The sequence below is a fragment of the Flavobacterium indicum GPTSA100-9 = DSM 17447 genome (genome assembly GCF_000455605.1).
Classification (GTDB): Bacteria; Bacteroidota; Bacteroidia; order Flavobacteriales; family Flavobacteriaceae; genus Flavobacterium; species Flavobacterium indicum.
On sequence record NC_017025.1, the window covers coordinates 322,607 to 346,917 of the forward strand.

Here is a 24,311-nt window from a genome sequence, read left to right on the forward strand (position 1 = left end):
GTTAAAGATAAAATTTCTTGCGAGAAATAAATGTGTATTTACTACAAAATTCGCAATCTTGCCAAACGCTTGTTACCAGCAGTTATTTTTGTTTAGCTTTTCTTTTCTCTTTGATTATTTTTTTTCTTTCACTTACTGATTTTAAGTCAAAAATTGGTTTCCATTCAATATTAGCGTCGCTTTTTAACCATTCGTTATATTTTGCTTGAAACTTTTCAATTCCGTCACTCTTTATAAAATCTACATAATATTCTATGAAGTTCATATTCTTTTCGCAAAATGTAGCTAAACAATTTTGTATTCCAGTGATTTGCGCATAAGGCATTCCTTCAATTCTGTCGGCTAAGATTATTGCAATTTCACCTTTAGTTAAGTTTCGGCCAACACATTCCGACTTCACATTAGTTTCGGTTTTGTCAGTAAAAAATTCAGATAATTTCGGCAATAATTTCCAGCCATATCCAATAATTTTTTTTCCTTCGTTCGTATTGATGATTTCTTTCGAGTTTTCGATTTTTGCAATTTCATTCAGCAATGAATCAATTTCTACATTGGTTTGTGATAAACCAAAGTTGAAAGTAAAAATTAATATTATTAGATGCAGTTTTTTCATAATTGCTGGTAACGTTCCGGCGCTTGGCGAGGTTGCGAAGTTCGGAACCGATTATTTTCTGTTAAAGATAAAATTTCTTGCGAGAAATAAACGTGAATTTACTACAAAATTCGCAATCTTGCCAAACGCCTGTTAACTGCTGGCTTTATAATTCGGCTCTAATTTTTTCTTTTTCAAGCCAAATAATTAATTCCTTTCTGATGTCATTTTTTTCAGAGATAAGCATTTCGGTATTATTTGGTAGCGACCATTTATTTAAAGAATCAAAATAAATAAGTATGTCGAATTGACTCACTCCAGAAATTTCGAATTCAATTTCACATAATCTTTCTTTTTCAACGTAATAAATTGTTCCAGATCGTCCATCTGGCTTAATAATGAAGCCTTCTTTTTTTGAGAATTTCTGTGACTTTATTTTTTTTCCACCGTTGAACTTTCCATTCGTCTATATGCTTTTGTGGAATATGAGTTACATATAGATTTTCTGAAATTTTTGTTTCAGTCCAACCTTCAGGAAGTTTATGATTTTCGTTATCCATATTTAATAATTCGATTGGTTTAAGCGCAAAGATTGTAGCTTGCAGTTAACGGAACGGGTATTGCCGAAGGTGGGGATTAATTGCACTAAAGTTTAATAGAATTACTGCTAATGAACCTTGCACAAATGCTTAATCGAAACCGTTCAGCCCCGCTTTTGGCAATACCTTGTTAACGGCAGTGTTTATTGTTTAATCCAACTTGTAGCTTTCGTTGCATAAATAACCTTAGAACTCAATTCTTTTCCATCAAAGAAATTTATTCCCATAAGTTTAACTAACTCTTTCACTTTAATTTTTGGATTGGAATCTAAAGTCTTTTTTAGGATTTTGAATTTTTTATACTCAAGACATTTATTTCTTAAAATACTTTTTGTTTCGTCCGGATCTTTTATTTGAATTAGTTTTTTTCCGAAATCAGTTAGTTTCTTAGTGTTGTCAATTATTTCTAAAAAGAGAAGGTCTTTATTGAATTTACTATTAATAACACTTTCATCCAATTCAAAAAGAGGTAATATTTCTATCATTTCCTTGATTGAAGTCCTAGGTAAAAAAGTGTCTTTTTCAGATTCATTAAAATTTAGTGTACTTATTCCACCTCTTCCTTTTTTTGGTTCAATTAGTTTTTCTTTTATTGATAAATTAGATAAGTTAAACCAACTTATTAGGTTTTTTGCATAAGCGTCCCAAGTATTATCTTGAAACTCTTGTTTGAAAATTTGCTTTAAAATGATAATTATATCTTCTTTATCAATTTTTGACTTTTTGATTTTCCTCAATGCAATATATGGAGTGTAATTAGAAAACTTAGTACTAATGAATTCAACAAATCCTTCCTTACTGATTTCAATGTCTTTTTCAGCATAATAATTTTCCTCATTTTTATTAATCAAGCCTATATTTCTCAGTTCAATCAAAATATTGTTTAAAGTATCTTGACTAATTCCTTTTGGATGTTTTTCTGTTAAAGAACTAATTGATTCACTTTTGTCATTTTCAAATAGTAGGAATACCTCCAAACACAAATTTACTCCTTGTCGCAATAAATAACTTTCTCCAATAATAGGTATTTCTCCCGTTACCAAATAATCTCTATAAATATCCCAATAAATATTATATATAGCTCCTGATCTAATAATTAATCTCTTATGAAGTAATGAGCTAATTATGTTTCCAGGAATTAGTTCCCCAACTTCAGTTTCTTCAAAAGAATTACCTTCATATGCTCTTTTTGCAATTAATTTCAAAGCTCTTAATTCATCACTTTGCAATCTTTCATCATCTTTTTTAAATAAGTCGAGAATATTTAGATTTGATTCTAACAACTCTTCTCTTTTTAAGCCAGATTGAATTTGGTCATAAATATGAATACATAATTTTTTTGTTAACCAAGGAAGTCCTTGTGAACTTTCCTTAATTCTATCTTTTATACTTTTAGGAACAATTCCTATAGAACCTTCTAATTGTTTTATAATACCGTCTATTTCTCTTTCTCCAAATTCACTTACTGTAAATTCTTTTGCTTGTTCTTTTGCTTGTTGCCAAATATGATAGGATGAATCATCGCTTTGTATTAAAAAATCTGATTTCCAAGAAAAACCAATAATGAGATTTGGTTTCAAGTCTGTAACATCTGAAAGAAATTTATAAAATGTTTTGAAAAAATCTTTTTTCCTAAAAACATCTTCAAATTGGTCAAAAATTAGAACTAGATATTTTTTTTCAACTTCTAATAAATTCAAGAGTTCTTTTATACTTTCGGAAGAAAGAAGGTCAACATTTGATGTGAATTCCAAATCTTTTGTAAAGATGCTTTTGTGTATGAAATTTTGCTCATAAGCCTCTTTAATAATCTTATTAAAAGATAGTGCTACAAAATTATCTGAATTAGCACTTCTTGTATCTATGGCAACTGTAAAAAATCTATTTTTATAATGTTTGTTTTGGCTTCTACCTTTAATCTCTAAAACTAAGGAACTTTTTCCCCAACCAGATTTTCCATTTAAATAGAAAATATGCTTGTCAGTTTTTTTGTCTTCAATCTCTTTAAAAAAAGATAGAACATCTCGTCTGATTTCATCACGTCCAACGAAATGATTTCTTGAAGAAGATGCAGGAAGATAATCATACCAATTTTCACTTTCTTGAACCTCTGAAATAGATTCAATCTGAATATTTATATCTACTTTTTCTTTATAGTCAGCTTTATTGGAAGAAAGTTCAATGAATTCTAAGTTTTGAATCTCCAAAATGCTATTTTTTAAATTTTGAAGAACTTCTTTGTTTATTTGAACTTTGTTATCGTTTGCATTTATTACAATAAACTTTGTAGGAAGGGCATTAGACTCATTTATTAAGTAGATTAAAAAATCTCCAAAATATGTTACTGCTAGAGTTCTTTTTGAAATTAGATAATTTTTTAATTCTGAAGTTGGCTCAAAAATCATTTTGCCATCGGACAAAATTTTGATAATTTCAGATGGTTCAAAAAACGTTAGATTTTTGTATTCTGGTCTTGTCTTAATTTCGGAAAGTAAAGCTCCTGCTTGGCTTTCCAATTCTTGAGTTCTAAAGAAATATCCTTTGTCAATTTTTTTAAAGCCTACATTAAAAGAAAATTTAGACAATTCGTCTGACGAAACTTTTTCTTTTGCTTTACATTCTACATAAAGGGTTTCTTTATTGTGTTTATGTTCGGCAACAAGATCAATTTCCATTCCTGAATAGTTGATATTTCCTCTAATATCATATTGGTGTAAAGCCAAAAGGTTTCGAATTAAACTTTCAAAGCAATTTCCTTTTGCTTTGTTTGAAGAACCTTCTTCTAGAATTATTTTTATTTCTGACTTCATTATTAGGGTAGTCGTTTCTTTAACATTGCCGTTAACGTTTTGGCGCTTGGCGCAGTGGCGGATTTCGGAGCACAAAACTGTCAATACACCACAAAAGTTGATGCGAGGTAGAATGTTCAATTAACCACGTCACCCGCCATTGAGCCAAACGCCTGTTACCTGCTGGGCTTTATTTTGTTTTCATTTTTCCTATCAGTCTTTGTTTGTTAAACCCTGCTATTTGAATAATTCTGTCTCGCTTGTTTCTTTCAACAAAGTTTGTGTACAAGTACCTCTTAATGTATTCTCTTAAAATGCACTGAGCCAAATAATTGTCCTTAACATCTTCAAACAATTTTTCTAATTCTTTTGTGTCAATTTTATCATAAAACGTTTTAATAGCAAATGTTACTATTTTGGATGCTGTTGTGTCTATGTTTACATTAACTCTGTCAAATAATTCATTTTGTCCTTTTGTTCCAACTGCAAACATTAGATTAGTCATACTGTCTACACAAATACGCCACGAAATAAATTGAAGTATATTTCTTACTGTCTTTTCTATTAGCTTAACATCTATATCGCCACGTTTACTTTTCTTTTCTTCTTCCTTTTTCTTTATATCCTCAACTATTGCTTCAATAAGTAATTCTTTGTCTTTTTCTAGCATACCTGAATAGAAGCCAAGAAATCTAAAAATGGTGTTCTAGGCTGCTTCAACAAGCTTGATAAGTTTTTCCTTTTCAAAGTCACCACTTTGATTCTTTACAATCTGACCGATGATTTTAACTGTTCTAAAGGCTTGATTCATTTCGATTGCCTCAGAAGGTAATATACCGTCTTCATTATCGTTATCTGTATCAACTCTATTCCTTCTCTCAATGGCATCTTTTTTCTTGAGTTCCTTTTTTACTTCTTCTTTTGGGTTTCTATCTTCAATTATTTCATCTTTGATTTCATTGGTGAACTCAGTGATAAATTGCACAAACGTGTCATCCTTACTTAATGTTAGTGGATTAGCTTTCTCAAAAGGAATTTCACTAGTGAAAACGATACTATCTATAAGAATTTGTGCCTTTGAATGGTGAGAAAGAAAAATCAAAATATTGGCATTTATCTCTAAATGAATATTGTTACATAAGTTATATATAAGATCTTGATAGCTTTCTATGTCTGTTGAAATTTTTTGGGCTATTAGGAAGTAGTATATGTATTTGTAAGAAAAAGTGTAGTATTCATCATCATATTTCAAAATATTAGAGTTGCAAAGTACACTAAGAATTTTATCACTTGTTAATGATTTGTGACGAAAATATTTAGCTGAATATTCTAAAATAAAACTGTCAAAATCTTCTCTATTAAAAGGGCTTTTCTTCTTGCCGTACATATAAAAAGCAAGTTCTTTGAGAATATTCAATAAACTCGTCAAAACTGAATCTTTGATTCCTTCTTTAATGAGACCTGCTTTAATTAAAACTAGGTAGATATTAGCATATGATGTTTGCGAAAAATTTTGAAGATTTTCATCAAGACTTTGTAAAAGAGTCAATATAAAAATTGGGTATGAAGGCATCAACCTATTGCCAATTAATGAATTGATTTCATTAAATCTTGATTTTACAGTATTTAATATTACTTCTTCTTGAATCGTCAACTTATTTTCGCCAATCAAGAGCCATTGTTCAATTAATTCACTTCTCTTTTCGTGACCAAGCGGTAAAAGCTTATATTTAAAATAGTCCTTAAAGCTCGTAGCTTCCTCAGTTACATTTTTTGAACTGTAGGTGTTGTCAGATGTAACAATTATTACTTCAAAATTATTGTTGAATGATTCAACTAATCGTTTTTTATATTTTGAATTAAGACTTGATTTATGGAAGTTGTCAAGTAAAAGTACTTTCTTGTCAAGTTGGAAAAATAAATCTACATTTTCACTATCGTATTGCTCCTTTAAAACCTTTTTTACTAATTTCTTGACATCTGTTTCATTACAATATTTACCTCTCAAATAAATTGGAGTAAGCCCCATTTCATAATACCTTTTGTAAAGAACATAGAGCAATGATGTTTTACCTGATTGGTCAGCCCCCTCAATTAATATATTTACATTGTTTTCATTTTTAACTTGTTTAATTAATTCAGAGGAGTTTGGATATTGAGCTACGTAATTTTCTTCTTCAAGCAATGGCTCTAGGTCTGGATATACGAATATATCGGATAAAATTAATTTTGGTTTTTTTGAGTGTTTTAATGGGATGCTTAATTCTGTGATTTTTGTTTCAAATTCTTTATTTAAAATAAATTCTCGTTTAACTTTTTCAATTATCCGATGTTTGTCCTCTGTCTCAACTAAATACGTTTCACCATCAAAATTGAAAGTTTTAATATTTATTGACTTGTCAGTTAGGTCTATTTCATAAAGACAAAACCCTGTTTCAGTAATAATATTTTTATCGAAAGCTTTGCCACCGCAAAAAACTACATTATTGTTTTTTTGAAGTACAGCCTTAGGATTTCCTTTGTCGTGTTCGTGGCCATAAATTACAAGATTTGAGCTATTTATTAAATGCTCTTCAAATCGTTGTTTATTATTTCTTTTTGTATTTGCAGAAAGCCATTCTACAGGATGATGAAAAACAGAGATTACATATTCGCCATTTTCATTTTCAATAAATTTATTTTCTGGAATTATAAGTGACCCTTGTTTTTCGTTTATTTCAGTAAGCCAACTTGTATTGTAACAGTGAAAAGTCACCTTAAAATCTAAATGCGGTCTGAATTCATATTTGTAAGATACTAAATTTCTATCCGATAATTCTGTTACCTCATTTGTAAAATCCCAAAAATCAGATTGAACAGCCATAGCGTCTATGAAATAATCTTCTTCATCAATTATATCTGTTTTACAATCATTTAAAATTGATTTTCGAGTTTTCTTTTCATTGTCAAAACAACAATCGTGATTTCCCGGAACTGCAACGATTTTAATATTCAACAACTTCCATTTTTCTTTTAATCTATCTGTTAGTCCTACAACAAAGATTTTAGCTTTTTCAAATTCAGATTTCCTACCAAAATTTACTATGTCACCTGAGAAAACTAAATATAGGTGTGAAATTTGTTTAATGTCATATTCTACAGATTTAACAAGGTTTTCAATTCTATTTGTTAAGTCGTCTTCTTGAATATGTAAGTCGCTTAAATGTAATATTCCAATTTTCATATTTTATTGTTTCTGTCGGTTTTTTAGCCTTGCAGGTAACTAGTTTATATGCGAAATAAATCTACACCTTTTATTCCATTTTGGCAAGATAGGCGAAGTTTTTTATGGTTTTTATTGCGCATAGTTTTAGTTGTTCTTTTTCAAAAATACAATAAAATCTTATATATCAAACGGATTGGTGATTTTTTTTAAACTGTCGTTACTAACATGGGTGTAAATCATAGTAGTCTTTGGGCTACTATGACCTAATAAGTCCTGAATGTAACGTAAATCGGTGCCGTTTTCTAATAAATGGGTAGCAAAACTGTGTCGTAAGGTGTGTAAAGTAATGTCTTTTTGAATACCTGCTTTTTTGGCTGCATTTTTTAAAACGAGTTGGGCACTTCTGCTTGCATACATGGATCTAAAATGCCCGTAAAATAAATAATCTGTTGGTTTGTAAACCAAATAATATTCACGCAATAAAACCAATACTTTGTCTGATAATAAAGTGTAACGGTCTTTTTTGCCCTTGGCATTTTTTACATGAATTAACATACGTTCACTGTCAATATCGGTTAATTTCATGTTTAAGGCTTCACTTATTCGCAATCCTGCCGAATAGATTAAGGCCAATAAGGTTTTGTGTTTTAAATTTTCGGTAGCATCTATAATTTTAAACACTTCTTCTTTACTCAATACTTTTGGTAATTTTTTTTCGCGCTTAGGACGATGTATTCGGTCTATTTGTATGCTTTTTTCTTGTACAATCTTAAAAAATAATTTTATGGCATTCACAACCTGATTTTGATACGATGACGAATACTTGTTTTTTAAAATGTGTTCGTTGTTAAAGGTTATAACATCCTCATTAGTAATGTCTTTAATTGATTTTGTGTTGAAAAAAGTTAAAAAAGCGCGTAAGGCATCGGTATAGGTTTCTATTGTATTTTGACTGTATCTTTTGGAAAATAAATAGCGTTTAAAAGTTGCAATACCATCCATCCCTTCTTTATTGGGAAGTAGGGTATGGGCTAATGGAAGTTTAAATTTGATTCGGTTTTCATTGGTGTCCGCAACATGCCAACATGTTTTTGTTACACTCCAGCGGGCGCTTGGGAATTTTTTAATTCGAGCAATTAAATCGGGATTTTTCTCAAAATAAATAGCAATTCGTGCTTCCCCTTTGTGGGATATTAATTGGGCTTTCCATTTCATTTTTAAGGCGTATAAAAAAGTAAATGTATTAATTTTCTTTTAAAAACGCAAATAGGAAGTTTAGCCCCGGGTGAAGTGGCATCCTTTTTTTGTTGAAAAAATTAGTTACTATTTCTATTCTGGTTTGTAAAGAATTGATGTGTTCTCTAAGTCTTAAAACAAAAAAAGATACAACGTAACACGGGAAGTGGGTTGTTTAAAAACGGGAATAGGTGCTCCTAATTATCACTCGCATACCATTCGGCAAACGAAGTCTCAGTTTCTTGTAGTTTCAAGGAATGCAATTGAATGCTGTGTGGTAATCGGGCCGAAATTTTGGCTGCAAAATCAATTACCATATTTTCACTCGTGGGTTGGTAGTCTACTAAAATAACATGGTGGCCACGATCTTGTAATTCTTTAGCCAATTCTATGTGCGGTGTATTTTTATTAAAAACGGTGGCATGGTCAAAAATATCAACCACTTCTTCTTTTACAATTTTTTTTAAATCGCCAAAGTCAATTACCATTCCAAATTTTACATTTTCAGTGTTGGTAATAGGTTCACCAATGACTGTCACAGATAATTTATAGCTGTGTCCGTGTACGTTTTTACATTTACCATCATAACCATACAAGGCGTGTCCGGTTTCAAAGTTGAACTGTTTGGTGATTCTAATCTTACTCATTTTAATTGGAATTGAAATGCAAAAATAGGAAATAATTTAGCTCAAAATTCATTTATCTTTGCATTAAAATTGGAAAGGCATGGAACGTAACGAAACGTTTGAATTAATTATTGACGATGTGGTTAATCAGCAATACGCTGTTATGGATAATTTTTTTACTACAGCAGAAGTAGATGTGCTAAAAAAAGGATTGCTTGATGCGTTTGAAACCAATCAATTTAAAAAATCGGCTATTGGAAATCGTGCCGATGAAAAGGTAATGGATGCCATCCGGGGCGATTATATTTTTTGGTTAGACGAGCAAGATACATCTGCTGCAGCCCAATTGTTTTTTGCCAAAATCAATGAATTTATTACCTATATCAATGCTACGTGTTATTTAGGTATTAATGAAAAAGAGTTTCATTATGCGGTGTATCCCGAAGGGACGTTTTACAAACGCCATTTAGATGTTTTTCAGAACGATAAGCGCCGTCGATTGTCGTTAGTCTGTTATTTAAACGATGAAAATTGGTTGCCGGAATATGGGGGCGAATTGGTCATCTACAAAGATTCAGGCGATGTAGTAGTCTATCCAGAAAAAGGCAGAGTAGTGATTTTTGATAGCCAAACCTTGGAGCACGAAGTCAAACCGGTGCAGCAAAAAAGATACAGTATTACTGGTTGGTTAAAAACCAGATAGGAGCAGGCGCTTAGTTTTTCAGGTGCTAACCGGTCCCGTTTTCCGTTCTATCTTTTTTGGTGGCTCGTATTTTTTAAGATTGACGTTTCGTTTTGCCACCAAAAAAGGATGCCACTTCAACCGGGGCTATAAGTGGCATTTTGTATTTTTAAAGTCGTTTATTTTTTAAACTTGGCTAAGGCGTTTTTGGTAAAATCAGACAACACCAAAGTACCCGATATTTCTGCTCGTTCATACAATAAAGTACTCCAGTTATCGGTGTTTTGCCACAACACTTTTTTCATTTGTGCTAAGGCTTCTGGGTTGTAACTGGCTAATTGGGTAGCAAAAGTTTCTGTAGTTTCATTTAAAGCTTCTAATGGAACTAATTGGGCATACAAGCCTTTTTCAAATGCCCATTGTGCCGATTTCCAATTACTGGCATCTAAGGTTAATTCGGCCATTGCGGTAGCGCCAATTTTTCTGCTTACTGCAGGTTCAATTACAAAGGGTCCAATACCTATGGTTAATTCTGATAATTTAATGTCGGCTTTTTCGGTTCCTATCGCATAATCCGCCGCCGAAATAATACCAACACCACCACCCACAGCTTTACCTTGAACTTTAGCTATAATCAATTTTGAGCATTTTCGCATAGCGTTGATGACATTCGCAAAACCAGAAAAAAATTGTTTGCCGTCTACTAAATTATCAATAGCAACTAATTCATCAAAAGAAGCACCTGCACAAAAAGAATTGCCTTCACTTTGTAATACAATCACGCTAACCGCGCTGTTTTGGTCTAATTCGTTTAGGGTGTCTACTAATTTTTGTAATTGCACACCCGGAAATGAATTTCCGGCTGGGTGAAAAAAGGTGATTATTCCTAGGTTGTCTTTTACTTCTGAGGTTACAAAAGCTTCCATATTATCTCTTTAAACTAAAATGCGATTTAAATTCTTTGTTTTCTCCGTTTTGTTTGTATTCAATTCTAAACCAATAATCGGTTGAAGGCATTAAATTGCCATTAAAGGTTCCGTCCCATCCATTTGAACTGTATGGGTTAATTTGTTTTATTAATTTTCCAAATCGGTCAAATATGTAAATTTTGGCTTCAAATTCTGGCGTTAAACCAATAATGTTCCAAGTGTCGTTATACCCATCGCCATTAGGCGTAAAATAGTTAGGGTAAGAAATGGTCTGTATTGCGTTTGAATTTACCTCACCACATCCGTTTTTATCTCTAGCGTAAACAATGTAAGTGCCGTTTTCTAAATTATTAAAAACAGGGCTATTTTGCCAAAATATGCCGTCAATACTGTATTCATAATCGCCAAAACCGCCTAAAGCAATAGCTTGTATGCTTGATAAACCGGGCGAAAATGCTTCGTTAATTAATTGAGCAGAAACAGCAACGGGTGCTGAGGATATTTTTACTTCTATTTGGTCTTGTCGAACACAACCAGTAGCCGTATTTGTAACAGTTACACTATAAATGCCGTTTTGAGAGGCATTAAATACCGCCGGATTGGAATTGGAATTTGCCGGATTCCAAACATAAGTATAGGTTCCTGGTGTGTTAGGTTCGGCATTAATAATAGAGGTGCCAGCTCCTGTAGCAGGGTCAACACATAAAACGACTTCTTGTGGTAAATCGAAATCTGGTAATGGATTAACTCGTAATGTAACATATGGCCCTAATCCTACACAGTCGTTGTTTAAATTGCTATCAATTCGAACCCAAATTGTTTGTTGATTTGGAATTGTATTTCTAAAATCAGTAGTGGTGTCAATTGCATTTTGTTCTGCTAATGCATCTGCTTGGCTTTGATAATAGGTAACAATTAAGTTGACACTGCTTGGGAAAATGGCTAAAATACCATCTACAGGGTCGTTGGTAGCCGTATTTAAATCAAAATAAGCATAACCATCGGCATCTGGATCTGTGGCATTAATGTAGTCGTCACATTCTTCTATTAAGTATGGAACAAAAGTACTTGGTACTTGCGTAGCCGAAACGATTAAATTAACTTTTGCTACTCTAAAACAGCCAAATTGATTTTCTACTCTTGCCCATACGGTTCCATTACTTGAGGTGTATTGATTAGCATTGGAAATAGGGCTAATGTTATTTTGAGCATTGCTACTTGAAGTGAAATAAGTAAAGGTTAAATTCGGTTGATTCGAAATCAACAAATTAGCTTCGTTTAAATTAAAATCAGAAATAGCGTCGGTGTCATTATCACATTGTTTTAAAGTCACTTCATTCACTACAGTAGGTTTTGCATTCACTTTAACATCAAAAGAAGTAGTTGAAAAACATCCGGTTGTGTTGTTCGTTAAGCGTACATAAATTGTTGTAGTGCCACCATAATAGGTAGTAATAGGTGAGCTATTAGCTATTGCGTTGCTGTTACTAATATGATAAGTAACCGTGATTCCTGTTTGTCCGCCTAAAATTTCAGCTGTTTTTGAATTTAAATTAAATACAACTTGTCCGTTCGTGTCATTTCCATCATTGGAGTCGTCACATAACTCAAATGTAGAAATTGTGTTTAACTGTGGCAAGGGAAAATTGTTAACCACAACCGTTGAGGACAAGGCAGGACAAACACCATTTGCAGGAATAGTGTACGTATAAGTTCCTGATGGATCTACTGCAGGGTTATAAATACCAGTTCCACTCGCTAATGCTGGGCTCCATGTTCCAGTAGTGGTTACTCCTGTACCTAAAAGAGGAAACAAATCAAAACTAGCTTGATTAACACAAGTGTTTTTTATTGTATTAGTTCCTACGTTATCCGCTTGTTGTACCGTCACATTTACTTTAACCGAGATGGTAGTTAATGAAGTATTACAATCTTTAGTGAAAGTATAAATATATTCCCCAGGAAGATTGATGGCAGGATTGTAGATATTTCCACTTAAAGGTGGACTCCCAGCTGGAACAGACCAAGTGCCGCCAGTTCCAGGATTTCCTTCAATCGCATCAAATAAATCTTTTGTAGTTGAAGAACAAACGGTAACATCCGTATCTTGTGGCGCACTTCCAAAACCAGAATAGTAACCTGCATATCCTGCGGCTCCACTTGCTCCAAAAACACCAACGGCTAATGGACCTGTAGATACAACATTTACATTTCCAGAATATCCAGAAATTCTGTACGTTACCCAATCAGTATTGCCTAAAACAGGTTCTGCTAAAGCGGTATTTATTGGTGTGCCATTTACCGTTAAAGTAGAAGTAGAATAAGTTAAAACCATTAATTCTGCATTGTAAAAGGTGCTTCCAATTTCATTAATAGCAGGTAAGTAAACTGAATTCTGGAAAAAACAACTCAATGGAGGTATAAAATTTAAACCAGAAGTAGCATTACTAGGAGCACCTCCAATAATCTGATAGGCAAAAACCGGTTTAGAGGTTTCTACATATATGTTTTTATTATTAATCCCTTGATAATTGTTGTTGGGAACTAAGTAATATTCACCAGCGTTTAAAGTTGTTACTGCTATGGGATTACCGTTGACAAAAACTTGAGTGTTATCTTCGTTAGCTATTATTAAAGGTAATTCTACATCTTCACTTCCATTTCCTTCGATAAAGATATATTGTGTTCCAATTTGAGAAGCTGAAACAATTTGATCTAATGTAAAATCTTGGCCATCTTCGGTAATAGTCATACCGGCTAAAGCATTTCCAGTATTGACCGCAATTGGTTTGTTAGAGGTTAATAAGGCTCCAATTATTCCAGATAAATTAGCTGAAGTATCCGCATAACCACTAAATACTATGGATTGACCAGCATTTAAATTAAAAGTCTGACTGTCCGCAGTAATATTACCTGAGTCGGAAGCAAATACTACGCTTGTATCATAGTCTGATAAATTAATGGTTGTACCGTTTTCAGTTGCCATAACACTTGCAACAAAATTTCGAGGAGCACCTCCTGATGTCTGCGGTAAGCCACCAAGTCTAAAACTGGTTCCTATACCAGGGCGTCCTTTTGATATTAATGTTTCAGCATGATTGTTGGAACGCATTCTAAAACTTACATAAAAATCTTTTGTTCCTTCTAATATTAATCCTTTGTCTGATTCTACTGTATTAACATCAGTTAAGTCTAAAAACATTTTGGAAGGTTGACTGTTCCCAATTGTTACTGTTACTGGGTTCGTTTGTGAAACAGTAAATGGCGACCCAGGGATTGGCGTTCCATTGCCATAGGTAACATTAACTTGAAATGGAGTAGTTTCTGCTGTAGATATATATAAATAATGATCTGACACTACATTTGCTTGTCTGGCATGTAATGGTGGAATCCAATGTTTGTTACTCAATTGAGCATAGGAAAATAGACAAACAAAAAAACAGAAGATTAAATATGATTTATTCATTTAATTAGTGATAATTTTCGCAAATGTACTTTTTTTAGCTTATAGAAATAAAAAAAGGCACTAAAGGTGCCTTTTTTTAACATAAAATTATGTAAGATTAAAGATTTTCTTCAAATGTTTGATTCACATTTGGAGCAGCAGATCTTACATTTATAGCTTTTCCTGATGAATCAATAACAAATGCAACAAATGACATATTAGCTGAGTTTGTAATATTACTAGGAATAGCTAAATTGAAATTTTTTGTAACAGTTGCACCGTCTGTAGTGCCTGTTAAATCATCACCATCAACTAAATTAGTTAAACATGCTCTTAAAACATGGTCATGTTCAAAATTGGTTAACGTACTTGCTCCTCCAAAGTATGATGTATAGTTAGTCTGATTTTGAATAAGGTTGTCCTCTAAAACATATACAACTAATTTTAATCCTGTTAAATTTGCATCAAATTTTATATTAACATCAAGATTTATATTACCTCCAGAAACTGTTGAATTTAAAGCTAAACCTAAGTCTGAATTTAGTTTTATTAAATTTTTTGGTTCATTAATCGAGGTCTCGTTAATCCAATCAATTTTACGGTTCAATTTAGCTGTAGGATATCCCGTTAAACCAATGTAAGATTCTAACGCACTTGCTTCATAATTAAAGGGATCATAACCTGAAGAGCTTGGATTTGTACTTCCACGGTGAATAGCTACTGGAATTGCCGCTAATCCTTCGTTTTCAACTTTTTGAATTCCAAAAGCAACACGTGGACAATACCCACACCATGTTCCAGTGAAATCTTCAATTAAAACATTTTTTTTGAATTTACCTGCAATCGGTGTTTCAGTTTGATTGTTGTTTGAAGAACCAGAATTAGAATCTTCGTCATTGCTGCATGCAAGTAATGAAATTGCAATTGCAGAAAAAAGTAGTTTTTTCATAAATTATTGTTTTTTAGTAGTTTGGTTTACAAATAAACAATAAAATTTTTATTAAAAAAAAAAAAATCTTTTATTTGCCTCAATTTTAAACAACCTACTATTATGAAAAATTTAACAATGCTTGTATTACTAATGCTTGGAGCGTTTTGTAATGCACAAAAAAAATTACCTAATCTATCACTTTCTAATTTAGAAGGTAAAAATGTAAGTCTTGAAAAAGATTTTGCTGAAAAAGATAAATTGTATGTTTTTGCTTTTTGGGCAACTTGGTGCGCACCGTGTATTGAAGAACTTAATGAAATTGAAAATGTTTATGCCGATTGGAAAAGTGAATTAAACGTTGAAGTTGTTGCTGTTTCAATAGATGATTCTAGAACTGTGAAACGTGTTAAACCTTTAGTTAATGGTAAGGGCTGGGAATATGTAGTTTTGTATGATTCAAATCAGGACTTTAAAAGAGCTTTAGGAATTTCAAATCCGCCTTACATTGCTGTTGTGAAAAATGGTGAAATTATATATACTCAAAATGGTCATACACCTGGCAGTGAAGTGGAATTATTTGAAAAATTAAAGACTTTGAAATAATGAAAAAATTATTTTTAGCTTTAATTCTTGTAAATACAACACTAGTTGTTGGACAAGAACAAGATACCATTAAAAACAAACTTAAATTCTTCGGAGGGTATGAACATAATGGTCAATGGTATACGAATGATGTAAATCGAAAAATTCAACATGATTCTGTGCCACTTAGATCTAATAATTATTTGTCTTTAAATCTAAATTATGGAAAATTTACTGTAGGAACTCAAGTAGAATCTTATGTAAATGAAGCACTCTTAAATTTTAATCCAGAATATAGAAAGACCAATATTGGAACTTTTTATGCTAATTATAAATCGAATAAATTAGATGTAACTCTTGGTCATTTTTATGAACAGTTTGGAAGTGGATTAGCTTTGCGAACTTGGGAAGATCGCTCTCTTGGAATTAACAATGCTCTTAGAGGTGCACGAATTAAATACGCACCTATTGAAGGATTAGAATTGAGAGGTTTGTACGGAAGACAAAGAACTGGGTTTGCTATTTCCGCTGGACATATTTTCGGTTTAAATTTGGAGGCGCAATTGGCAACTCTTTTTAATTGGCAAAATTTCAATTTCAACTATGGGTTTAGTTATGTAGGTAGAAATGAAACTTTTCCAGAAGAAGTACTTACAAAAGCGGATGAGTTGACTTCAGTTTTTTCAAATCGACTTGAGTTTAATAGAAAAGGATTTTATTTTAATACAGAATATGTTTTCAAAACTGAAGACGTGATTTATAATTTAGCATCTTTAAAATATGATTTTGTAAAACCTGGAAATGCATTATTGTTGAATTTTGGTTTTGCAAAAAAAGGATTTGGAATAGATGTAAATTTGAGAAGGATAGAAAATATGATGCTTTTATCTGAAAGAAAGCCAACAGCTTACCCTGCTTTACAAAGTTCAAGCTTAAATTATAATGATAAATTTTTGAATTTTATACCTAGTTTAACAAAACAACATCATTCAAATTTGGCAAATATATACGTGTATCAGTCACAAAGTCAATTGGTTATGAATGAATCAACAAATACTAATAAGTTTGGAGAAATAGGTGGGCAAGTTGATGTGTTCTATGAATTTAAAAAAGGATCTAATTTAGGTGGAAAGTATGGTACTAAGATTGCATTAAATCTTGCTTCATGGTATAATTTAAAGGCAAAATTTGCTTATTATGACGCGTTTGGTAATTCCAAATTAGATTATAAAACAGATTTTTCAGGTTCTAAAGAAAAGTATTTTTCAGATTATAATATTGAAATATCTAAAAAGTTAACTCCTAAAATAAAATCATCTATTGCTTATATTAATCAATATTACAATAATCAACAAATTCAAGGTATTTTTCAAGATTATTTAGTTAAAACAAATATCTTGTTTGTGGAATCTACTTTTATCTTACCTAAATCAAAAGCAATTACGGTTTCTGCTGAACACATGTGGGCAAATAATGATCGTAAAAATTGGTTAGGTGGTTCAATTGAGTATAATCATAATGCAAATTGGTCCATTTTTGCAATGGATATGTTTAATTATGGATATGATGAATCCATTCATCCAATAAACTCAATAGACTTATTTGATATACATTTTTATAATTTTGGTACTGCTTATAAAAAAGGAAGTACAAGAATTGCATTGAATTATGGACGTCAACGTGGTGGTTTAGTTTGTGCTGGTGGTGTTTGTCGTTTTGTTCCTCCTAGTACCGGACTTGGTCTACAAATTACAACTTCATTTTAATATAAAGTCCTGATTATTCAGGACTTTTTCTTTAAAAAAATGCTCGTAATTGAACCGTGCCTGTATGAATAGTTTTGCTCGTTTCAGATTTTCTTCCCTGATAATTAATGGCTATGTCTAAAAACTGAGTAATGTTTTTTTGTAAGCTTAAAAGCCAAGTCATGTTTTTGCCCGCTTGCAGTCCTTCTAACAATTGAAATCCAACAGGTGAACTTGCATTACCTTCAAATTTGTTGTTGTAGTAACTAAAGTTTCCATTACTTGTAAAGCCTTTTTCCGTATTCCAAATAAAAGAAGTTCCCCATTGGTTTTGTTTTAAATTTTCCAATGAGCCTAAGGTGTTCTCTTTTGAACTGATTTTGTAAAATACTTCCCAACTGGCATTTTTAGAAAATAAATAAGCGATTTTTGGATTAATTTCAATAGATTTTATTGTGAAATTTCTACTTGCATAATTATCTGAAATACTTTCTAAATTAGATGTTGTTGCCATCCATTGGAATAGCCAATATTTTTTTACCAAATGTGCAAATTGCAATTGATGGGAAACTAAAGTGTTTTCTTGGCTGCCAAAATTCAATAAGTTTTTAATTGAAGTAGTTGTAAAGTTGTAAGTAGCCGAATAATGTTGCTTACCTTTATTAAAGAACAAGCTATTGCGGAGGGTTTTGTTTAAACCTATTAATTCATTTTCATTATAGGTAAAAGGATTCCATTCAAAATTATTGGAATCACGTTTTATTTTTTTATCAATAATTAATGAAGTTTGATTGTACAATTTGGAAAGTACTTTTTTAAATCCAGTAGCATTCTGCCAAACCGAACCATTGAAAGTTAAGGATTGACTCAATTTGTTTTGAAAGGTTCGAACGAAAATCTGATTGGGTAGAAATACTTTCACATATTTTGCCAAATCCGGGAAGGTGGCTACTTCAAATTCTTGTAATTCTTGAATGCCATTAGCATTGTAATCGTTCCACATATACACACCACGTCCTGGTTCTACTTCTAAATACGTAAATTCTTGTTGGGCAATGGTACCCGAAGAGGTTTCATAAAATGTGTTGGTTTGTACTAATTGACCAAAATAACTATCCGAATAATTTAAACGACTGTTAAGAGTAGGTTGATTAGCTCTGCCATCCGTAAATTTTAAATTTCTGTAATTGATAAAAACACTCAGGTTTTGATCGTCTTTTTTTAAGATTTGCGATTTTAAATAGGTCGAAAAAGACTGATTTACTCGTTGTAATACTCCGTTTTGAATACTGTCGTTGTTTCGAATTAAATAACCAATTTCAGTAAATACTTTGGTGGAATCGCCACGACCGATGAAATTACCATATTCAGTAAATCGTTGACTAATATTGGTTAAATTTTGTGTGCTAGTACTGAATTCTTTGTTGTTTTCATGACGGAAACTTCCGCCAATATAATTTTTCTTGTAATGGTATTTTGCTATAGTTTGGTTTCTTAAAAAGTCGGATTTGCTTAATTCTCCCGAACTTTTCATGTAACTGCCTTGGGTTTGAACTAAAAAGTTATTTCGCTTCGCTAACATTTGAAATACCTGTTTACTTCCCGAAAAATTGTTGGAATAATCTAGTTTTTCAAATTGGTATTTACCGTTCAATAGCCATTGAATACTATCTGTTTTGGTTGTAAAAAATTCAAATCCACCAATAACTAACGATTGATTCCCCGTAGGATTTAAAATATTCCAATCTCTATTAAATTCAATGTTGTACAAACGTTCAATGGGTTTGAAGTTTTCTTGCACATAATTGACAGTAGCAAATGTATTTATTTTTAAATTTTTAGTGTTAAATTTTTGTTTTCCATTCAACTTGGCAGCTATACCTTGGTTGTTGCTGTCGTCTAAGGTTGAATATAAATTTCGGTCGTTATTACTGATGGCAATTTCCGATTCAATATTCGTTTTTTCAGTAGGGCTGTAACTGCTCACTACTGTGGCGATTTGTAATTTTACCGGCGCAAATAACTGAACAATGGGTTCGTAATTACCTTGTGGTACACCACCAACTGGTGCAATGTATTCGTAAATTTTGCCAATGGCATTGGAGCTTGACAAAATGTAATTTCCTTGATTGGCACCCACCAAAGTGAACTTCACTTGATATAAAGTTTGGGTTTCATCGGTGGAAAATTCAAATACCTCGGTACTGCCTACCAACACTTTTTGATACAGAATTTTATTTTCAGAATACGAATCTACATAGGCGGAAGAGGCTTGCATTAATGTGGAGTCGTCTCCTGCGTTTTGCAACACCTGAATTTGTTGTTCCGATAACGATTGTTGTAACGGTTGGTTTTTAACATCATTTTCAGAATATACATAAGCCCCAATTTTAAATTTTTCGCGCTCCTGTTGCACACCACCATAGGTTAAAAAGCGAGTAAAATTGCGGTCCGAAAATTGGTATTCTACCACAATTCGCATTTCTGAAGTAATGGGTTTTGTGGCATTGAAAATAATTTCACCGGCATTGTAATCAATAATGTAATCCTTGTTTTCGCCGCGTTCTTGTAAAATTCCATTTATATACACACGTTCCGAACCAGATATGACCAATACATACAATTCGCCGTTGGTTCCCTTTAATTTATACGGACCTTGATTGCCTTCTTGACCTGTAAACGTACTTCTGGAATATTGCCCACGAACCAAAGATGCCGCAACAAAAACATCGGTTTTGTGGTTGGTATTTCCCCAATTGATGTGGGTGTTTAATCCTTGTACTTTTTTATTAAAGTTTAAAAAGGAGGTGTTTCGGTTTTCTAAAAATAAATCTCCTGCCCGAATGTTCCAATTTTTAGAAGCCAATTCAATAAAAATTTGATCAAATTCATCCAGTTTTTGGGAATAACCTCCTTGTTGTAATGGAATATTACTATCCTGAATAGAAGCTTTTAACGTAATGTTTTCCGATAGTTTTCCGGATACTTGTAAATCTAAATTGGAATTTAAAACGGTGTTTTGATTATTTCCAACGGTTACGGCTCTTGAAATACTTCCGTTAGTTTGTAAACCATTGAAAAGTGTTGACGTTTTTTTGTTTGATTTGTCTTGAAAAGTAATGAGTTGACCAGCTTCATTGGGTACAATTTTTTTTGGGTCGTAAATGGTATATGTTTTGGTTAAAAAATTTGGTAAACGTTGATAAGCAATGACAATTGTATCGGTGATTTCTTTTGTGAAAGTGATTTTTTTTGTAGCCGCATTATACTTGTAGTAAGTAGTATCTAAAACTTGGTTTTTAGTTTGAATTTTTAACGTATTCGGATTAATGGCTATGGAATCAATTAAAATTCCAGAATTGGTATATACAACTTTCTTTTGTTGGTAAGCTGTTAGTTCTTCCTGACCCCATGCGGCTGAAAAACTAAACAAGAGAAACAATAAAAGTAGCTGTTTATACATGTTTCAAAAATAGTGATAAAAGTATAAACGTGGAAATGTTCTGATATTGTGTGTTGAATTTTAATTGGCGAAGATTTTTTAATCCATAAACAATTTTTATTTTTGTAAAAAAATACGTTATTAAAATTGGTTTAGTGAACAGTAGCTGTTTCAATTTTCTTTACACTTTTGAGTAATTTACTAGAAGTAAAGATTGTAATGTAACCTCCTCAATAAAAGAGTGAAATAAATGGACTAATTTTATTAATGTTATAATTTGCTAAAATCTTTTGGATACTTTTTTTAAACTTATGGATAGAAATAAAAATAATTGGATTTTAGTAGTGTCATTAATTTTGATACTACTGTTTTTTATTTTAGGTGTTTTTGTATATCCATTTGAAGAAATTGAAAATAATAGAGCAAGTATTGATACTAATTTTTTTGTTTATTTGATTCTTGCAGTGCTTGTAGCACCTGTACTTGAGGAAATTACTTTTAGAGGTTTTTTTGCTACCAATAAAAAAGTGAAAAATTTTAGTAAAATATTGCTTTATTTGTCGTTGTGTTTATTACTGTTTAATGGATTTCCTTATTTATTTGTTGCTTTTTTCTCTTTAGGAATAACTTTACTTTTTTCTAATAAAATCAATCCAAAGGTTGCCGTACCAGTTTATATTGTACTTTCCGCTTCAATTTTTTCATTAGTTCATCAGAAATATGCTGATGTAGTAGTATTCAAAAACTCTTATTTCGTATTGCTACATCTAGCTGGTGGTTTGATGTTGGCTTGGATTGCTTTGAATTTTGGGATAAAAAAATCAATTTACACCCATGCAGTGTATAATTTAATTCTGATATTGATTACGTTTTATGGAATACAATTTAATGTAGCAAAAAGTACAAGTTTTGAAACGGATAGTTGTAAAGTTGTGTATTATGGAAACCCTTATCTTGAAAGCAATAAATCGATTATTTCTAAAGATAGTAATGTCATAGAATTTAAAAACTCAACATTAAATAATATGGTTAAATATGCTGTTATATACTATCCTGATATAAAAACATTAAATTCAAAAATGCCTTTTTCCAAATATACTTTAAAGATTGTAAAGAAAGATGGTTCGGTGTTAAAAGAGGATGAAGTTAAAACAGCAATGTTGAAAACAAAATTGTTTTTTGAAAACAAGAGTAATGCTAAATAATCATCTCCTCGTACTTCAAAATAGTTTCATAACCTTTGTTTTTGAAATAAGAAGTTGGGTCGCTTTCTGCAAGTACTAATACAAAATCGCCACCCCAAGCGCCAAGACTTTTTATGGTGCCTTTAAAATCGGGGAACAAGCGTTCTTTAACGGTTTCTAATTCTAAGATGTTGCTTAAAATGATTTCGTGTTTTTCTAATAAATGATTTGTAATTTCCAATTGGTTAACAGCAATGAGTTCATCTGTAATTGCTGATATTTTGCTAGTTTCGGGTTTTAAAAACTGTTGCTTGTTCATGTAGTTTTGTATAGCATGACGGCTGTTTTGTTTTTTGTTTAAATACACAAAATACAAGTTGTCTTTAAAGCGTGGTGAAAACAACACGGGTTCTACTTTGGGTAACTCATTTTCTAATTGGTAAATAATAGCGGTATCGTTTTGGGCACAAGCTATGTCGTAACCACTACCGCCAAAACTTTCACGCAACAACTGAAAAGCATCAATTTGTAACCATTGTGCAATGTTGTTAATTAAAGTTGAGGAAGTACCTAATCCCCAATTTCTAGGAAAGGTCAATTCGGTTTGAATAGCAAAACCGTTAGCGGCTAAAAAATTTGGGTTCTGTTTATATGCCTGATGTAAAATCTCCACTAAAGTGTTTTTAATAGGGTCTTCTTCTTCAAAATCTGTATTTGCTATAATGTCATTAAAATGCAATTCGGTTGCAAACCATGGGCTTCCATCATGATCAAAACTTTGCCAAGTAATTTGTTGTTGTTCTATTGGTGATATATGTAAGGATTGTCCAAATTTAGTGGGCAAAGCCAAGGCGCGGGCACCATTAAGAACTACGTATTCGCCTGTGATTAATAATTTTCCGTTGGAATAGAAGGATTGTTTGTTATCCATAAAGCTTATTCTAATATGACTTATATGTTTACATTTTCACCCTTTTCTCAAGCTTTCTAAATAATCTACTACTAAATTGTGCGAAACAGTTTGTTCAGCAAAGTAAGCCAATACTTTTTCCTTTTCTTCTTTAGTCGCTTTATGTTGATTCAAGATGTTATTTAAGTGCATTTTCATGTGTCCTTGTTGAATACCAGAAGTAGTCAACGAACGCAAAGCAGCAAAATTTTGAGCTAAACCGGCAACGGCAATCACTTCCATTAATTCTTGAGCCGATGGATTGCCTAACATTTCCATAGAAAATTTAACTAAAGGATGTAAACTAGTTAATCCGCCTACAGTTCCTAAAGCTAAAGGAACATCTAACCAAAAAGTGAAAATACCGTTTTCAATTTTAGCATGAGACAAACTTGAGTATTTGCCATTTCGGCTTGCATAGGCATGAACGCCGGCTTCTACTGCTCTAAAATCGTTTCCTGTAGCAATCACAACCGCATCGATTCCGTTCATAATTCCTTTGTTGTGTGTAACCGCACGGTAAGGTTCAATTTCAGCTATTTTAACTGCAGTTACGAATTTTTCGGCAAATAATTCGGGTGTAATATTTTTATCTTCATTTAATTCTGAAACCGGGCAAGAAACTTCAGCACGTACTACACAATTAGGAACAAAATTACTCAGAATGCTCATGATAATTAAGATGTTGCTTTCATCTTTATTAAAAGCTTCAAACGAAGATGCATTATCTTTAAAGGTTTTGGCAAATTGTTCTAAACATGAGTTGATAAAATTCGCACCCATGCTATCTTTCGTTTCAAAAGTAGCATGGATTTGATAATAATTTTCTAATTCAGTAGTTTTATCTACTAATGTTAACGAGGTAATACCACCACCTCTTTTTTGCATGTTTTTAGTGATGCTATCGGTGTCTGCCAACAAAGTTGGTTTTATGAAATCAAAATACTGTTGTAATTTGGTTGTATCACCTTGGTATAAGAAATGAACTTGTCCAATTTTTTCGGTTCCTAAAATGGTAGTTTTAAATCCGCCACGTGCACCCCAAAATTTGGCTGCTTTACTCGCTGCTGCTACAACCGAACTTTCTTCAATTGCAAAAGGAATGGTGTAGTTTTTACCGTTAATTGTGAAATTAGGCGCTACTCCTAAAGGCAAATAAAAATTGGTAATTGTGTTTTCAATGAATTCGTCGTGTAATTTTTGTATTTCAAGATTAGAATTCCAATATTGTAAAAGTATGTTTTTGGCTTCAGCTGGATTTGAAAAATAAGTTTCAGCAATCCAATTGATTTTTTCTTCTTTTGATAGTTTTGAAAACCCGGTTTTATGTTGCATTTTTTCTTTTTCTTAGTGAAAAGCAAAGGTATAAAATTAT

General features: G+C 32.1%; 18 protein-coding genes. 4 read left to right on the forward strand and 14 right to left on the reverse strand.

Annotated elements, in window-relative coordinates:
• Positions 1–82: 82 nt before the first annotated feature.
• The 8 genes from KQS_RS01415 to KQS_RS01440 all read right to left on the reverse strand — a co-directional run bounded on the left by KQS_RS01415 (position 83) and on the right by KQS_RS01440 (position 9,068).
• Positions 83–613 (reverse strand): hypothetical protein, encoded by a 531-nt coding sequence (locus KQS_RS01415; protein ID WP_014387423.1) that lies wholly within the window; start codon positions 611–613, stop codon positions 83–85.
• A gap of 145 nt (positions 614–758) precedes the next feature.
• Positions 759–908, reverse strand: coding sequence for a hypothetical protein (locus tag KQS_RS14285; protein ID WP_157868379.1), 150 nt, complete (start codon positions 906–908; stop codon positions 759–761).
• A 76-nt stretch (positions 909–984) separates the two neighbouring features.
• The gene (locus KQS_RS14290; protein ID WP_014387424.1) at positions 985–1,152 is read right to left on the reverse strand and encodes a hypothetical protein; all 168 of its coding nucleotides are present in this window, start codon (positions 1,150–1,152) and stop codon (positions 985–987) included.
• Between the two features lie 182 nt (positions 1,153–1,334).
• Positions 1,335–4,001 (reverse strand): ATP-binding protein, encoded by a 2,667-nt coding sequence (locus KQS_RS01420; protein WP_014387425.1) that lies wholly within the window; start codon positions 3,999–4,001, stop codon positions 1,335–1,337.
• Between the two features lie 169 nt (positions 4,002–4,170).
• Entirely contained in the window at positions 4,171–4,650 is a 480-nt protein-coding gene (locus KQS_RS01425) for a hypothetical protein (protein WP_041251948.1), read from the reverse strand.
• A gap of 36 nt (positions 4,651–4,686) precedes the next feature.
• Positions 4,687–7,203 carry a metallophosphoesterase gene (locus tag KQS_RS01430; protein WP_041251949.1) on the reverse strand — a complete coding sequence of 839 codons (2,517 nt, stop codon included), beginning with the start codon at positions 7,201–7,203 and terminating at the stop codon, positions 4,687–4,689.
• 159 nt (positions 7,204–7,362) lie between these two features.
• Positions 7,363–8,400 (reverse strand): site-specific tyrosine recombinase/integron integrase, encoded by a 1,038-nt coding sequence (xerA, locus tag KQS_RS01435; protein ID WP_014387426.1) that lies wholly within the window; start codon positions 8,398–8,400, stop codon positions 7,363–7,365.
• A gap of 218 nt (positions 8,401–8,618) precedes the next feature.
• On the reverse strand, positions 8,619–9,068 hold the full coding sequence (locus KQS_RS01440) for a 6-pyruvoyl trahydropterin synthase family protein (protein ID WP_014387427.1): 450 nt from the start codon (positions 9,066–9,068) through the stop codon (positions 8,619–8,621).
• Between the two features lie 79 nt (positions 9,069–9,147).
• Between KQS_RS01440 and KQS_RS01445 the strand changes: the two genes are divergently transcribed.
• Positions 9,148–9,750, forward strand: a complete 603-nt coding sequence (locus tag KQS_RS01445; protein ID WP_014387428.1) for a 2OG-Fe(II) oxygenase — start codon at positions 9,148–9,150, stop codon at positions 9,748–9,750.
• Between the two features lie 158 nt (positions 9,751–9,908).
• On the opposite strand, the gene KQS_RS01450 is transcribed toward KQS_RS01445, so the two are convergent.
• The 3 genes from KQS_RS01450 to KQS_RS01460 form a co-directional block, all read right to left on the reverse strand.
• Positions 9,909–10,655: an enoyl-CoA hydratase/isomerase family protein gene (locus KQS_RS01450; RefSeq protein ID WP_014387429.1), complete on the reverse strand. Its 747-nt coding sequence runs from the start codon at positions 10,653–10,655 to the stop codon at positions 9,909–9,911.
• Between the two features lies 1 nt (position 10,656).
• On the reverse strand, positions 10,657–14,124 hold the full coding sequence (locus KQS_RS01455; protein ID WP_014387430.1) for a T9SS type B sorting domain-containing protein: 3,468 nt from the start codon (positions 14,122–14,124) through the stop codon (positions 10,657–10,659).
• Between the two features lie 97 nt (positions 14,125–14,221).
• Complete coding sequence (locus KQS_RS01460) at positions 14,222–15,052, reverse strand: Omp28-related outer membrane protein (protein ID WP_014387431.1); 831 nt, start codon at positions 15,050–15,052, stop codon at positions 14,222–14,224.
• Positions 15,053–15,154: 102 nt separating this feature from the next.
• On the opposite strand from KQS_RS01460, the gene KQS_RS01465 reads away from it, so the two are divergent.
• Positions 15,155–15,637: a TlpA family protein disulfide reductase gene (locus KQS_RS01465; RefSeq protein ID WP_014387432.1), complete on the forward strand. Its 483-nt coding sequence runs from the start codon at positions 15,155–15,157 to the stop codon at positions 15,635–15,637.
• The gene (locus KQS_RS01470) at positions 15,637–17,382 is read left to right on the forward strand and encodes a DUF6029 family protein (protein WP_014387433.1); all 1,746 of its coding nucleotides are present in this window, start codon (positions 15,637–15,639) and stop codon (positions 17,380–17,382) included. Before KQS_RS01465 ends, KQS_RS01470 begins: the two co-directional genes overlap by 1 nt.
• Before the next feature lie 31 nt (positions 17,383–17,413).
• Here KQS_RS01470 and KQS_RS01475 read toward each other — a convergent pair whose 3' ends face one another.
• Complete coding sequence (locus tag KQS_RS01475; protein WP_041251951.1) at positions 17,414–20,824, reverse strand: hypothetical protein; 3,411 nt, start codon at positions 20,822–20,824, stop codon at positions 17,414–17,416.
• 290 nt (positions 20,825–21,114) lie between these two features.
• On the opposite strand from KQS_RS01475, the gene KQS_RS01480 reads away from it, so the two are divergent.
• Positions 21,115–22,008 carry a CPBP family intramembrane glutamic endopeptidase gene (locus KQS_RS01480; RefSeq protein ID WP_014387435.1) on the forward strand — a complete coding sequence of 298 codons (894 nt, stop codon included), beginning with the start codon at positions 21,115–21,117 and terminating at the stop codon, positions 22,006–22,008.
• Here the strand turns inward: KQS_RS01480 and KQS_RS01485 are convergent.
• Entirely contained in the window at positions 22,001–22,918 is a 918-nt protein-coding gene (locus KQS_RS01485; RefSeq protein ID WP_014387436.1) for a GYDIA family GHMP kinase, read from the reverse strand. The genes KQS_RS01480 and KQS_RS01485 overlap by 8 nt on opposite strands.
• Before the next feature lie 36 nt (positions 22,919–22,954).
• Positions 22,955–24,271 (reverse strand): hydroxymethylglutaryl-CoA reductase, degradative, encoded by a 1,317-nt coding sequence (locus tag KQS_RS01490; RefSeq protein ID WP_014387437.1) that lies wholly within the window; start codon positions 24,269–24,271, stop codon positions 22,955–22,957.
• Between the last annotated feature and the right edge of the window lie 40 nt (positions 24,272–24,311).